This is a genomic window from Gilliamella sp. HK2 (assembly GCF_001690265.1).
Classification (GTDB): Bacteria; Pseudomonadota; Gammaproteobacteria; order Enterobacterales; family Orbaceae; genus Gilliamella; species Gilliamella apicola_C.
Map to the genome: position 1 here is coordinate 1 of NZ_LZGV01000002.1, position 13,185 is coordinate 13,185.

At 36.5% G+C, this 13,185-nt stretch carries 15 protein-coding genes and 2 pseudogenes; 1 reads left to right on the plus strand and 16 read right to left on the minus strand.

Features of this window, described 5'->3' with window-relative positions:
• Window positions 1-18: 18 nt before the first annotated feature.
• The 12 genes and pseudogenes from A9G45_RS00010 to A9G45_RS13615 all read right to left on the minus strand — a co-directional run.
• Window positions 19-270: pseudogene (locus tag A9G45_RS00010) on the minus strand (transposase); the annotation flags it as partial.
• A gap of 946 nt (window positions 271-1,216) precedes the next feature.
• Window positions 1,217-1,585, minus strand: coding sequence for a hypothetical protein (locus tag A9G45_RS00015; protein ID WP_065566072.1), 369 nt, complete (start codon window positions 1,583-1,585; stop codon window positions 1,217-1,219).
• 26 nt (window positions 1,586-1,611) lie between these two features.
• Window positions 1,612-2,049 (minus strand): hypothetical protein, encoded by a 438-nt coding sequence (locus tag A9G45_RS00020; RefSeq protein WP_065566073.1) that lies wholly within the window; start codon window positions 2,047-2,049, stop codon window positions 1,612-1,614.
• A gap of 53 nt (window positions 2,050-2,102) precedes the next feature.
• Window positions 2,103-5,360, minus strand: a complete 3,258-nt coding sequence (locus A9G45_RS00025) for a tape measure protein (RefSeq protein ID WP_065566074.1) — start codon at window positions 5,358-5,360, stop codon at window positions 2,103-2,105.
• An 11-nt stretch (window positions 5,361-5,371) separates the two neighbouring features.
• Entirely contained in the window at window positions 5,372-5,698 is a 327-nt protein-coding gene (locus A9G45_RS00030; protein ID WP_065566075.1) for a hypothetical protein, read from the minus strand.
• A gap of 7 nt (window positions 5,699-5,705) precedes the next feature.
• The gene (locus tag A9G45_RS00035; protein ID WP_065566076.1) at window positions 5,706-8,093 is read right to left on the minus strand and encodes a primase-helicase zinc-binding domain-containing protein; all 2,388 of its coding nucleotides are present in this window, start codon (window positions 8,091-8,093) and stop codon (window positions 5,706-5,708) included.
• Between the two features lie 9 nt (window positions 8,094-8,102).
• A complete protein-coding gene (locus A9G45_RS00040; protein WP_065566077.1) occupies window positions 8,103-8,477 on the minus strand; it encodes a hypothetical protein in 375 nt (124 codons plus the stop codon).
• Complete coding sequence (locus A9G45_RS00045) at window positions 8,474-8,662, minus strand: hypothetical protein (RefSeq protein WP_065566078.1); 189 nt, start codon at window positions 8,660-8,662, stop codon at window positions 8,474-8,476. The genes A9G45_RS00040 and A9G45_RS00045 overlap by 4 nt, the downstream gene beginning before the upstream one ends.
• A complete protein-coding gene (locus tag A9G45_RS00050) occupies window positions 8,649-8,870 on the minus strand; it encodes a hypothetical protein (protein ID WP_065566079.1) in 222 nt (73 codons plus the stop codon). The genes A9G45_RS00045 and A9G45_RS00050 overlap by 14 nt, the downstream gene beginning before the upstream one ends.
• Window positions 8,863-9,096, minus strand: a complete 234-nt coding sequence (locus A9G45_RS00055; protein ID WP_065566080.1) for a hypothetical protein — start codon at window positions 9,094-9,096, stop codon at window positions 8,863-8,865. Before A9G45_RS00055 ends, A9G45_RS00050 begins: the two co-directional genes overlap by 8 nt.
• Window positions 9,086-9,304 carry a host cell division inhibitor Icd-like protein gene (locus A9G45_RS00060; protein WP_065566081.1) on the minus strand — a complete coding sequence of 73 codons (219 nt, stop codon included), beginning with the start codon at window positions 9,302-9,304 and terminating at the stop codon, window positions 9,086-9,088. The genes A9G45_RS00055 and A9G45_RS00060 overlap by 11 nt, the downstream gene beginning before the upstream one ends.
• A gap of 1 nt (window position 9,305) precedes the next feature.
• Window positions 9,306-9,647 carry a hypothetical protein gene (locus A9G45_RS13615; protein WP_081297756.1) on the minus strand — a complete coding sequence of 114 codons (342 nt, stop codon included), beginning with the start codon at window positions 9,645-9,647 and terminating at the stop codon, window positions 9,306-9,308.
• Between the two features lie 193 nt (window positions 9,648-9,840).
• On the opposite strand from A9G45_RS13615, the gene A9G45_RS13960 reads away from it, so the two are divergent.
• Window positions 9,841-9,999 (plus strand): YlcI/YnfO family protein, encoded by a 159-nt coding sequence (locus A9G45_RS13960; protein ID WP_141673546.1) that lies wholly within the window; start codon window positions 9,841-9,843, stop codon window positions 9,997-9,999.
• A 268-nt stretch (window positions 10,000-10,267) separates the two neighbouring features.
• On the opposite strand, the gene A9G45_RS00070 is transcribed toward A9G45_RS13960, so the two are convergent.
• From A9G45_RS00070 to A9G45_RS14225, 4 genes and pseudogenes are all read right to left on the minus strand, one after another.
• Window positions 10,268-11,068, minus strand: coding sequence for an antA/AntB antirepressor family protein (locus A9G45_RS00070; protein WP_065566083.1), 801 nt, complete (start codon window positions 11,066-11,068; stop codon window positions 10,268-10,270).
• 99 nt (window positions 11,069-11,167) lie between these two features.
• Complete coding sequence (locus A9G45_RS00075) at window positions 11,168-11,578, minus strand: hypothetical protein (protein ID WP_065566084.1); 411 nt, start codon at window positions 11,576-11,578, stop codon at window positions 11,168-11,170.
• A gap of 3 nt (window positions 11,579-11,581) precedes the next feature.
• On the minus strand, window positions 11,582-11,791 hold the full coding sequence (locus A9G45_RS00080; RefSeq protein ID WP_065566085.1) for a helix-turn-helix transcriptional regulator: 210 nt from the start codon (window positions 11,789-11,791) through the stop codon (window positions 11,582-11,584).
• Window positions 11,792-12,889: 1,098 nt separating this feature from the next.
• Window positions 12,890-13,185 (minus strand): annotated as a pseudogene (locus tag A9G45_RS14225) (nucleotidyl transferase AbiEii/AbiGii toxin family protein); the annotation flags it as partial.

A 13,185-nucleotide genomic window follows, 5' to 3' on the forward strand; every position in this document is an offset into this window, starting at 1 on the left:
CCTTTGTGGGCACTAAAGCTTTTTTATGATTTCTTCCTGAAGCTGGGATTTTAAGCTCAGTTCGGCAAACATCTGCTTAAGCTTGCGGTTTTCCGCTTCGAGTTCTTTTAGACGTTTGATGTCTGAAGTTTCCATACCGCCATATTTTTCCCGCCATTTATAAAAAGTTGAATTACCCATGCCATATTTACGACAGAGTTCCTTGACAGGAATACCTGCTTCTGCTTCTGTTAAAATAGCTACAATTTGATGTTCAGTCATTTTTTTCATAATTGAATCCTCTTTTACTTTTATCATAGAGAATTTTCTATTTTTTGCTGTACTATTTTAGGGGGTAGTTACATAGCCTGTTCAGCTGATAAGCGATCATTTGCAGGTGTACGATCAATTCCTTCAACTAATACATTTGGGGGGGTAGTTTACTAAATTCATCAATAAATAATTTTACTGTTTTATTTATCTTGTCGAGTAATGGCTGCTTAATGATATACTTTATTCATCAATTCTTTAGTAAGAATTAAGTTTTAACATCACGTTATTATATATAAAAGTGTAATTAAGTTAATTAAACTTTTAAGGCTTAAGGTTGAAAATATCACTCAAAAAACGTTCAGAAAAGCCATTGATTTTATTAAAATTTTTATTTTTGGATTGTTATTGGAATTGACTTGATTTACCGTCTATCAATAAGGTGGTTATTTTTGCTTTACAATTAACAAAAGAGTTGATTTGGTGGGCCAAGGGAAACAGAATCATATAGGTAAATACACTGAAAATATTGAAAGATTAACTTTTAAAAATTGAATCGTATACCTAAACGTATACCTAAAATAAAAAGTGACCCCCTACATTAGATAATTTTACCGTGCCAAATTGTAAGGGTAAAAAAATCGGTTTTAGAATTTTGCCCGTGCAAAAATTTACCTAGGCGATTGGTGTCCATTAATTATGGTTTAGATTTTTATACCTCCCCCCCATAAAAATAAAATTTTATAAAAAAGTATACACGGTGTTCACTACTTATTTTAAGCCTTATTCTAAAAGGGTTTGAGCGGTGAACACTTAATGGTTTACTATTCACAAGTGTACACTTTAGTGTGTTCACTCAATAAAAAACCGCCAATTAGGGCGGTCTCTATTTTATATTTTAGTAGCTCAATTTGAGCCACTAGTTAGGATCTTTGTAGTAAATCTTTGTGCAAGTACACACTACAATTTAACTGAATAGCTCTTTTTTAAAGATGTTTACTATTTGGTCTTCAACATCTTCAAATCCTTTATTTAAAAAATCCTTTTTAGCAGTAGAACGCTTAAACTTCATTGGATGGTTTGGATCAGCGACATATGCGGCATAAGCGGCGGTATAGCCAACTCGCCCAGTTATACGGGTACCATTTACGACTACTTCTCTATACTGCGAATTAACTAAGTTAGATGTGTCAATTGGGGTATAAAGCGCCGCTTGATTAGCTCCTATAATGATTGACGCATGCATGGCTTTAACCGCTTTATTTTTGATTATGTTGTTTACGGTGTTATCTAAACCTTTTATACATCCTCTAACACCTTTTACTTTTATTGCCATTCTTAGTCACCAGTGGTTAATGTAGGTTATTTTATTCTTGTGCAAACTGTTTCTAGTTTTGTTCTAAAATTAATGATATTTGTGTCATTGTTAATATCCTTTATTTCTGTTATTAGTACTGTTTTAAATGTATCTTTATCAATTGCCTTTATGGTATTCACAATATGAGTTTTATAGGTATCAGATACTTCATCTTCAGTTGAGTCAATTTTACTTAAATCAATAAGGGTATTTTCTGTCTTTTTGCTTATTTGATAAAGTTCATTATTAATTATTCTGAATGTTGTAGTGTCCTCAATTGATGACACAGGATCACCCAAGTCTTCATTAGCTCCGACATTGTGTCTTTGATACTGATTATCTTTGCACCGCCAATCACCTACAAGGAACTCTTTTGTAATCTTATCTTCTCCGCAACCGAATAAAGCAAGACTAACTAAACCGATAATAACAAGTTTTTTCATACCATCAACCCTTTTAAAATTTGAATTAATGGTATGAAATTTCAGCTAGTAAATCAACGCCGATTTAGTAGTCCGCCTGGTCTTTGTTCTTTCATAATCTGCGCACGGATAGCTTGCTCGATATTTTTAGCTAGCTGTTGCCCGTCTTGCTCTGACATTCCGCCGCTGTCACCGATATTTATTGGCATGTTGATAGTAAGATTTACGCTTGAACCACCTTTACCGTTAGTAATTTGACGATTACTCAGTACTCGCCCGTTTTCGCCCGGTATTAAGTACTGTTTACCGCCAGCAACTAATATTTCTGGCTTACCGCCCTCACCAACACGGTACATTGAACCAGCATCAACAGGTCCGCCATTTTTTCTAGCTCCGGCTATACCAAGCGCTTTCATCGAACCAATGGCTGTTGCGTACGATGTTGCGCCTGTAGTTGCTGCTGCGCCTTGCGTAGCAATAGATGCATACATTGCCGCAGGTTGGTATGCCGCAGCTAAAGTGCCAGCCTCCAAAATTTGAGCCGCCGTCGTTGATGCTGATGTCGTTTTAGCTACAATTGCGTTTTTAACGTATTGCATACCCATTTGCACAAGCGAGCCAATCGCTTCATTCAGTATAACGTTAGCAAAATTTTGCATCGCCTGTGTTGCTGTCATCGTGCCAGACATAAGCCCTGATATTGTGCTTGTCGCACTGCTTGCTAATCCCTCAAGTGATGACGCCAAAAACTCGTTAGCATCATTCTGATTTCGCCATATCTCCCATTGAGCATTGATGCGGTTCTGTTCATACTGATGATTAGCAGCTTCTCGTAGCGCGATCGCGTTTTCTTCTGTCAGCCATTTTTGATTCTCGAACTCTTGAATTAAAGCGAGTTTTCTAGCATTTTCATTAGCCAAAGCTTGGACTGGGTCAACTTGAGCGATAGCGTCGTCAATATTAGATACAGCAGCATCTGACTTGATTTTAGCCATGTTGATTTGATGTTGCCTTTCTAGCTCCTCGAGCTTCGAGTTATATTCCTCTTGAGTTTTTATAGCTCCATCGTTTAGCAAAGTATCTAATAATTTTTTAGATTGCTTAAATGAGTCTTCCTCGACTTCAATCGGGCTTTTCAGCGAACCCAGATTTTTATACGCTTGAGATGTTTCAATCAGCTCTTTAAGCTTTTCCGTTTGTTCTGCTGTAACTTTGCCGCCCATTTTTTGAGTAATTGCAAGTAATTCAGCTTCAACAGTAAGACCTTGCGCTTCAAGCTTAGCCACTTCTAGCTTGTCACTAAGTTCTTTAATTTCCTCTGCGTATGATTTTGTTGTGCTTTTTTTGTTGCTACTTTTAATTTTATTGTTTTCAACTGATAGCGCCTTTAACTGCGCTATCAATGGCTGCAAAGCTGCGACTTGGTCATTTGTTAACTTAGTAAAGTTAGCTTGACCCAAAGCTAAAGCCACTAAATCTTCTTTATACTCATCGGCTCTATCGCCCAAAGTCGAGTAAAGCCCATCTAAAACAAACGCCGCCTCGCTATTTTCTTTGGCTTTCAACTTAGCAATTTCTAGCTCTTTGGATAAACTTGCTACTTTTTTATCAATCTCTGATTTTGATGCGTCATCCCAGACTTTTGCCAATTCTTTACCGTTATTTACAAGCTTTGGCCCTATACGGGATGCTAGTATCTCTTCGACTTCTGCTATTTGTTTTTGAGCCGCAAGTATTCCGTCGAGAATATCTCTTTCTTGCGCACGCTGCTTGTTTCTAGTTGCGATAGCTTCGTTTGTTCGACGTTCAGTTATAAATGGAACCTTCCCGTCTAAAATTTCTTGTGTTGATTTCATTTCAAAGCGCAATAGCTTTAGCTGTTCTTGTGCGTTTTTTATATCTTTAACCGCCTCATCTTTGATAACAACCAATCTTTCATCTGTAAAATGGTTAAGCTGCTCAGAAAGTTCCTTCACTTTTCCTGCTAAACCCATCGCTCCTTCTTTCGCTCGGTTGGCTTTTTCATAGAAATAATACAAAGACATAGCCGCTAGCATAGCTGCTCCAGCAGGACCACCTAATAGTGCCATTGCAGAACGTAACCCATTGGCAGCTAAAGAAGTTGTCTTTATTGCTGCGTTTAGCCGTGCTTGCGCTGCTGTATGTTTAGCTGTAGCAGCGGTCAATGCTTCAGTGCTAGCTTTTAACTGCTTTCTAATAGCGTTTCTAGTTGTCTCTGTTTGCGCTAATTTTAATTGTGCGGCTAACGATTGCTGAGCAGCTCTTGCGTTTGCCAATTCTGCTTGCGCTTGCTGTAGTGCCGCTTGTGCTGCTGCTTTTTCAGCTTGAGCTTGTCGAATATTCGCGATGGTTTGTTCAACACTTTGCTTTGTCGCACTAGCTAACGATGTGATATATTTACCTGCATAAATAGCAGCAAGCGCACCAACCCCTGTCATCAAGATATCGACATGCTGGGACATTAGAATTAGCGAATCAACTAAAACCTTGGTTGCGCCAGTTGAATTATTGAGTTCGCCGAAATATTTTTTTAGGTTATTCGTAACACGATTAATGCCGTCATTTACCGTATTTCGCATATTGTCAGCTAATGCTGCCGTTTCGTCCTGCGCGGCAATCATCGCATCGGTAAAGTCGGACATAGATAACTTGCCATCAGACGCCATTTTCCGAACTTCGGCTTCGGTTTTATTTAGCTGTTTACCTAGCGTTTTTAATATGCTCGGCATTGCGTTAAACACCGCCATAGCTTCAACACCAGCTAGTTTACCTTTCATCTGCGCCTTGGTAAGAGCATTGATAGCGGATTCTGCACTTAATGAGTTGGTTTTATTGATTGTCATCAGGTTGGATAGCGTATCAATGTAAGATAGCGTGCCTTGGGTGTTGTAACCTAATTCTTTCATTGAATTAGATAAGCGGATGTAAAACTCTGATGACTCTTCAATTGTACGACCGTTTCGGTCAGAAATGGCCAAAAGCTGGTCTAGAATATCTTTAGTTTGTGAGGCTGTAGCACCCGTGTTTTGAATTCGGTCTTCTAGCTCGTTCCAGCTTTGTGCGTATGAAATAATTTGGCTAGAAACTAACGCAGCAGATACGGCTTTGGCAATAGTAGTAAGTTTACCAAGTGCCCCACCCGCACTTTTTGCTGAGGATTCTAGTTTATCTATACCTTTTGATGCTTTCGATCCACTATCACTTAATTCCTTGAGTTCTTTTTTAGCTTTTTCGGTTGCTTCTAGTAACTCTTTTAGCTCTACGTTGCAAGTAATAGTAAAATACTCGTCGCGTGGAAAGTATGTCGCCATATAATAATCTCCTAATGATAAACGCGCGTTGGGGTTTGTAGTAATGATTGTTCGGTATATATTTTTATCGCTCGATTCCCCCAGTCAGTTATATGCCAAGGTTTACTATAAAAATTAATCATATCTTCGATAAAATGGAATGGGTCAGATTTTCTACCGTTTTCTGTACAAAATAGCGCCAGTTCAACTAACCCCGATGATAATTGTTCTTTTGTGATAGTTCCTGTGTAAGTGTCACCATCGTTAACAAAGGTAAATACGGCATTACCTTGTTTAGCTATCATTTCATTAACATAAGTTTCCGCTATAGCGTCAGCAAGTGCTTTCAATGATTTCATTTTCTTTTTATACTCCTTTAAGTTTTGGTTCTTCGGCTTTAGGTAGCCAGTCTTGACTCGTATTGATATTAAGCTCTACGTTGGTTCTCATCCCTTTATTTGCTCTTTTACGCATGTAGTCTTTACCATTTTCTTTCATTGCATAATTAAGTGATGTGCCAAATTGCGTTAGTGATAGCGGATTGTTTAAACCTGTATTGCGAATGTATTCAATATAAGCATGGTATAAATATTTTCGGGGGTTAAAGGGCATTATTCCCATATTGCCAATAAACATACCATTGGGGTAATCAAGCGCATCAAGATAACTACAAAAATCCACTAAATGGTCAGATTCACGTTTAATCGCCGTCGCTTCATCTGATTGTTGTTGCTGGTGTAGCCTTTCTTTAGCTTCTGTTGGACTGGTAAACTCATTTAATAGCAATCTCACAATTGAGGGTAGCTCTTGCTCTATTTTGCTGACCAAGTCTAAGTCTCTTTCTTTTTCTGGTATCACCTCACCAAAGTGAAAGATAACTCTACGTCGCGATATACCACCATTTCGTTCGTTAAATCTCATTGCCTCGTTATTGATAACCAAAACTACCGCAGGGATTTTACAGGAGTAGGGTTGCTTGTGTTTTGGGTCTATTGCGACTTCATCACCGCCAGTAATTGCTTTTAATCCTGCGCCACTGCCCATATAACGCGGTTGGTCGGGTAAGATGACTAATGAGTAACCCACGATTAAAGCCCTGTCTCTTGCCTTTTCTAATGCGTCCATAGTGCCTATTACGGTATTGTTTTTACCAGCTAACATCGTTGCTATTTCAGCAAAAACACTTTTACCGCTACCGCCTGCGCCTGTAATCTCTAAGAATAATTGCCAGTCATGACGATTAGCCAATATCATATATAGCGCAGCTAAGATATTTTTAGCCTTATCTTGATTGCCTGATGCTCTTTTTAGCCATTTAGCGAAATTTGGCGCGTGAGTATCAAAAGATTCATTTTCTTTGGCAGGGTAGTAATCAATATCATTACTGACCAATAGCCAGTCTTGCTTATTGTGCGGTCTAAAGGTTTGGCTTTTTAGCTCATATACGCCATTTTTAAAGCAGATTAAATCTTTCTGAGGTGTTCCCATTATCGGCAGGGATAACCTGAGCGATTCAACCGCTGAGCTGATTCGCATAGGGTTAAATGGTTCGCCTGATTGAGTGAATAAATCGGCTAGTGTTCGCATTAACAGTTTATCGCTGATGGGTTGCCAAGCGTTATCTTGATAGTAATAGATTTCATCTGTAGTAAGATTAATTGCAAGGTTATTGTCATAATATTGATTGAGTAGCTCGGCACGCTGGCTTGATGCCATTTGTGATAGATTCATGCCTGATAAATCTTTTTGATTAGTCGGTTTAGGTAAATTGGTTACGCTATCATCAGCATGAGCCAACATTTGATTAAATGAAACTGACATTTTATCAAGCCCAAATTGTTGCCTATAATCATCCCAATCACATTTATAATCTGTATCAGGAACGGAGTAATAGCCATTTACCGCTTGAGCTGCTTCTATTGCTTTTTCTTTACCTGTATTTTTATCATGACCAATATCGTTATCACCTGCAATAATGATTTTAGCGGTCGGATTTAGTTCACGAATAGACTTGGCCACATGAATAAGATTGCCGGCGTCCATTGCTGATATAACCATAGATTGATGGCGGAATTCTGCTATTGATATTCCAGTCGCTAATCCCTCGCAGATAATAATTTCATTATGTGTGAGCAAATTTGCGTACACCTCGGCAGGTGTGCTCATTTTTGAGCTGACCAAGGTGAATGCCCCTTTTTTATTGGAACCTTTCATTAAGTGCTTACGACCATCTACTTCAATAAATTGACCTCCTGTGTATTCATTATGAAGATTTAGCATAGGCACAAAAATACGCCCGTTATCTAACAAGGGTAAGTCAAAGGTTAATCCTTTCTTGGTCAGGTATTCCGATTGCCCTAATGTTGCTTTAGATAGCAAATACTCGACCTTTTTACATACGGGATTATCTGGTATGTTATCGTTATGCAATTGTTCGGAATCTATTTTCCTAAATACGAGATTTTCCCGTATTTTGTTATTCTGATTAGGCAGATTTAAACACTCCACTACTCTACTCGATGCTTCTTTAGCATCACATTGGCAATAGTTTTTGATAAGCTCTAAGCCGTCACCACTACCGCACTGGTTACAGATGTAAGTACCTCTACCATTTTGGTTATCAAATCTAAATCTATCCTTACCGCCACAGACAGGGCAAGGGCAATGCTTGCCATTACCCACTTCAATACCTAATGATTGAAAGATATAATCCCATTTACCTATAGCTTGGGTTGTAATTTCATTGATTTTCATCACATCCCCTTAATGAATTGTCGAGCTAGATTCAGCTTTAATATCTTCGGCTAAATCAATAAATAACGATGCAAGCATTTCTTGCCCTAATTGTGTTAGTGCCATAGGTTTATCATTGCTTTCGCTGTACATCTCTTTTAGTAGTCCATAGGTGCGATTTAAGCCATCACTTTCGCCAAAGTCTTCAATTAAACTATCTTTAAGATTCATTTTTAGCCCTAACACAATTAAATCTTTATCAATATCAATTTTGATACCGTCATGAATAAACACCTTGGCGCCGTTTTTATTAATCTGCTCAATTAAAAATAAACCTGCTATTATCGCCATGGTAGAATCAACGATACTATGATGAATTGCTGTTACTTCTTGCTGATTATTCATGATTTATCCCCCTTAATTTGTGTCATGTATCGCCTAACTTCGGGTGGAAGCCGCTTAGTGACATCGGCAAGTAAGTTAGGAATTTCAGCTTTGCCAAAAGAAATCAGCGCTATATATCGGTTATTTTTGAGCCTTAATGCGGTAATAGTGCTGTCATCGTTATGGACAAAATCAAACTCTTTCATTCTTTGCCTCCTTGCGCTCGGTTTCGCTTCTAAACAGCTTTTTAGAATCGTTAATTAAGTCTGATACAGCATCAAGGGCATAGGAGCGTAATTCTTCGTTAATTGGCGCGTTTGAATCACAATCAGCCATTAAAAGCGTGGTGATAGCGTTAGCTTGTCCTAATTTTGTATTGATAGTATTTATTGCGTCCAGTGAGATATTAGCCATTGTTTTTATCCTCCATTAACCCATACTCTTGTAACTCATCAAAAGCTTGCTCTACTAAATCAACGATAACCCACAGTAAATTACTCATGTCGGCTTGTTCGATAAAAGGCTCGTCATATCCTGCGCACTTGTGATTAGTGTTGTCTAAGGCGATTTTAGCCACGCTCCGAACTTGAATAAGTTTTGCTTCGATGTTATTTATTATTTGAGCGTTATTATTGCCCATACTGATAACCTCCAAAGCTTCTAGCTTGTTCAATAACTGGATATAAGCGAATTCTGGCAATAAAGATAAGAGAGGGTTTGCCTAGGCTTTTGCGTGCTTGTTGTTCTGTAGGCGCTAATGCCTCAAATACTTTGGCCGTAGTGAGGTCGTAGAATTTAAAAAGTTTAGATTCATGATTGAATTTTTCTTTATAATTCATTTTCAACATGCTATTTACCTCCCTTATGGTTTTGTGTGGCATCAAGTAGGTTAATTTGATTTGAAGCGAAACAAGCAACATCCCTTAACTGTGCTAGTAAATAGCCAATATCTCGCATATCGCTTTTAAAGTTCTTTTCGGAATAACTCTCATTTTCACTAGCCCAAAACATCAGGTTACCAACCGCACCGATTCCATATAGAATAGATTGCTGTAGCTCTTCAAAATGATTCTCAGCTTGTAATAAATGATGTGTTGGAACATCTGCTTGATAGAGATTTAAGACAGAAATTAAATTAGATAGGTCAGGTTGCCCATTTTTAGGGCGTAGGGTATCATTACTATTAGCCATAGCATTACTCCGTTTAATGTTTGTGGTTAGATAGCTCATTGAGGCGCAAACTCTTTGGGCTATTGCTTTTATTAATACGTTAACTCCAAAAATGTCCGTACAATATATTTTATTTTGTCCGCACATGTCAACACTATTTTTACTCTTTATTTTCGTGTATATTGTCCGCATTAATAATTTATGAATAATTAATATGGCAAACGAAACAAGTAAATCAAAACGTAAAGATATCCGCTTCCCCCATGATTTAATAGAACAAATAGATGAACAATCCAAGAAAGAAAATACTAACTTTTCCGCTTGGGTTATTGCTACTTGTCGCGAAAAATTGGCTAAGTCAAATAAAGAATAATCTTTTAAATTAATACCACTGATTGGTGGTATTTGTTTTCCTTTTTTCCTCTTTATGGACTCAAGAAACCTACTTTTAAAAAAACACCCCATGCAATGAGTTTTTATGCATGTGCGCATGCCCGTATTGATATCAATTAAATCTTCATTGCCAACCAAGAAGAATGATTTCACCTTTTGGATGGCGTTAATCCCGTCAAAATAGCAATTTAAGCGCTTATTTAGGGATTGGGTAGCGAGGATGTTAAATGAGCATGTAGTCATCATAATTAAGCCACCTGTGCCATATGACGGATCAAATAAGCATGAGATAACTTTATTAGCTCGGCTTTTCTCTGATGATAGTCGTAACCAATATGGATTAATGTTATATTTGCGTTCTCAAGGTATGCGATATGGTTTAATTCAAATTCGTTTAGGTGGTCACGAATATTACCAGTAAGATTATTGGCTTTCTTGTATTTGCTTGATGTAGTACCTAATACGATGCGGTTAATCATATCGAATTCATTAGTAAATACGGTGTTATTTGCGCTTTTTCCCAGTGCTTTACGTTGCTCTGTTAAAGCGTCACACATAGGACGGCTATAATCTGCGACTTTTAAACGTGCTTTTAATCGATTAAGCGCTTTCTTCTGGATTGCTGGAGCGATTTCTTTAAGGTGTTCTTCACAACGTATAAAGTACTTTCTTATTGCTCGTCCTTTCTCGTTGTTTTCAATCATCGCCAATTCTTTAGCGGTTCCGATTGTGAGAATGTAATCTTTTTCTGGTCTACCGCGTCGGGTATTTTTCGCCAAATTTGGCGTTAATTCATTAGGGAGGGATATCCCCCCATTGGGGAAGTACTGCTCATTATTTGCACTTTGATTCACCAAAATGGGGGAATCAAAGATGAAAAAATCATCATTTAAAGTAAAGCCGTATTGCTCAATTCTTCCTTTTATCCAATTAGAAAAGTCTCGACCAACACCAAGAAAACGATGTAATTGTTTTGCGCTAACTGTTTGCTGTAATTTGCCGTTGAATTGCGTTTCTGTTACTGGCACTAAATTATTAAAATCTGTCATTGTTTTATTCCTAATCTGTCTGTTTATTTCCCATTTAGCTAAATTTAGGCAAAGGGATGCCGTCGGCTCAAAAATGAGCTTTGCTATAAAATCAATTAATTAAGCTGCTTTGCTTGGGTAAAGTGCTAAAATTTGGCTGATATCTGATTCAGTTAATAAGCTATTTTCATAACTAAGAATCAGATTAACCACCTTTTGAGCATCTTCCTTATTGGCTAGGTAATAGCGATAGTGTGAGCCTATTCCGTCGGTATTAGGTTCATCCATGCGCTTTAATGTGATGCCTAACTTTCTTTCTAGTTCTGAACAGTAATTTCTACCGCTAGAAAGCCTACAGGTGCGTAATATCTCATTTTCGGTAATACCATTGTCACCAGTACACGCAATTAATAGGTAAGCTCTCGGCTTTTTAGGTAGCTTTTTATAATTAGATTGGCTATGACTGGAAGCATCTAAATTCCAATCTAAGCCCTCGATGATTTCACGATATAGAGGGTTCCCAATTTGCATAAATTACCCCCTTGCCGCTTTTTTTGATTCGATCCAGTTATTAACTTCTTGACTAGATAAAAAAACTTTTCGACCAAATAATTTTATTGGTTTAGGTGCGGTTTTGTCGTTCTTGAGCATTTGATAATATGAGGATGTGCTTTTATAACCAATTAAGGCAATAAAATCTTTTAATGGGATAAGGCTATCTTTATTGTTTAAAATTTCATTCATAAAAAAATCTCTTTTTAAGTTACTAATTAAAAAGAATTAAACAATGATAGAGGGTGAAAGGGAGCAACAGAAGTTGATTAATAAGTGAACAGTTGGTTGATATTGGCATTGACTACTTTTGGTAGATAAGACAATATATAACTGAAGTTATTAAGCAGTTTGTTACATTTCTATCATGTTTAATTTCTTTGCTCAAGGGGAGTTGGTTCGCGGTCGGCAAACTTAGAAGCCATATCCCCTTAAAACTACTAACTTAGATACTCCTCATTAATAGTTTTCAATTAACTACCCGTACAAATGACCAAGTAATCAATTTGATTAGTATTTTATCAAAGTATTTTGAAAAATAAAGCACAGTAAATAGTAAATATCAAAAATAAGGTGCAAAATAAGCGCCCTAAGCCCTTTAAATACAATTTTGGTTGTTAAGTATTACCTAACTTTAGCAACGCCGCAAAAATGCTGCTATTTGATTTGCGATCTGACTTTTAATAAACGTCATTTTTAACATTATGATTTTTAAATAAATTAAATTTCAAGTAATTCAGTTTATGATCGGATTTGTATAATCACCTTAATTTTGTAAAGAATTAGCCAGTGAAAAAATGCTCTTAAAAAATATTTTTCACTCATTGATTCGTTTGCTTGTTTTTTAATCGGTTGGGTATTTTAATTTACTACATATAGTAGTAAATTTTGATAGTGTCACTATATATTGTAAATTTTTGTACATGGAGTTGGTTTAAATATTAAAATAATTACCAAGAATTAGGCTTAGTGAATATTGTTCTATTTATTGCTTGAAATTGATTTTGAAATTGACTGTTAGGGATATGCTGAGCGATGAAGCTTAAATTAGAATAATTAAATTTTTGTGGCAACCTTATTAAATTAAATCTTTAATTATCTCAAATGTTATTGTTTAATTATCTAAAATTTTTTTTTAAATTAAAAATTAAATTAATAAGTTAATAAACTTAAAAAACAAAATTATCTATAATTATTAATTAACATTATCTCAAAAAATAAAGATAAGGTACAGTAATATACAGTTAGGTACATTATAGCACTGTGTTTTTATACATAAAATAGGGGGTATTACTTTTGGTTTTCTAAATAGGATAAAAGCTTATTCAAGCTTTCATTTAGTATGATATTTGTATTTTGTTCAGATATACCTAAATTAATACAATTTATTGAATATTTTTCTTTATTTTTTTCTATATCATTAGCCGCTATCTTTAACCCATTTATAATGCTATTACCATAAATCATCTTTGCATTTAATAAGGCAGATTGAGGTATATTTCCCCAACAATGGAGCATGAATAAAATATCAATGATATCTTTATATGGTGGTTGTGTGGCTCTGTCGGCGTTAGCTAAAAGCTTAG

Bases quoted from the DNA above. Each gene is read 5' to 3' on its own strand.
- A9G45_RS00015 (WP_065566072.1), bottom strand. From the start codon at position 1,585: ATGGCAATAAAAGTAAAAGGTGTTAGAGGATGTATAAAAGGTTTAGAT.
- A9G45_RS00020 (WP_065566073.1), bottom strand. From the start codon at position 2,049: ATGAAAAAACTTGTTATTATCGGTTTAGTTAGTCTTGCTTTATTCGGT.
- A9G45_RS00025 (WP_065566074.1), bottom strand. From the start codon at position 5,360: ATGGCGACATACTTTCCACGCGACGAGTATTTTACTATTACTTGCAAC.
- A9G45_RS00030 (WP_065566075.1), bottom strand. From the start codon at position 5,698: ATGAAATCATTGAAAGCACTTGCTGACGCTATAGCGGAAACTTATGTT.
- A9G45_RS00035 (WP_065566076.1), bottom strand. From the start codon at position 8,093: ATGAAAATCAATGAAATTACAACCCAAGCTATAGGTAAATGGGATTAT.
- A9G45_RS00040 (WP_065566077.1), bottom strand. From the start codon at position 8,477: ATGAATAATCAGCAAGAAGTAACAGCAATTCATCATAGTATCGTTGAT.
- A9G45_RS00045 (WP_065566078.1), bottom strand. From the start codon at position 8,662: ATGAAAGAGTTTGATTTTGTCCATAACGATGACAGCACTATTACCGCA.
- A9G45_RS00050 (WP_065566079.1), bottom strand. From the start codon at position 8,870: ATGGCTAATATCTCACTGGACGCAATAAATACTATCAATACAAAATTA.
- A9G45_RS00055 (WP_065566080.1), bottom strand. From the start codon at position 9,096: ATGGGCAATAATAACGCTCAAATAATAAATAACATCGAAGCAAAACTT.
- A9G45_RS00060 (WP_065566081.1), bottom strand. From the start codon at position 9,304: ATGTTGAAAATGAATTATAAAGAAAAATTCAATCATGAATCTAAACTT.
- A9G45_RS13615 (WP_081297756.1), bottom strand. From the start codon at position 9,647: ATGGCTAATAGTAATGATACCCTACGCCCTAAAAATGGGCAACCTGAC.
- A9G45_RS13960 (WP_141673546.1), top strand. From the start codon at position 9,841: ATGGCAAACGAAACAAGTAAATCAAAACGTAAAGATATCCGCTTCCCC.
- A9G45_RS00070 (WP_065566083.1), bottom strand. From the start codon at position 11,068: ATGACAGATTTTAATAATTTAGTGCCAGTAACAGAAACGCAATTCAAC.
- A9G45_RS00075 (WP_065566084.1), bottom strand. From the start codon at position 11,578: ATGCAAATTGGGAACCCTCTATATCGTGAAATCATCGAGGGCTTAGAT.
- A9G45_RS00080 (WP_065566085.1), bottom strand. From the start codon at position 11,791: ATGAATGAAATTTTAAACAATAAAGATAGCCTTATCCCATTAAAAGAT.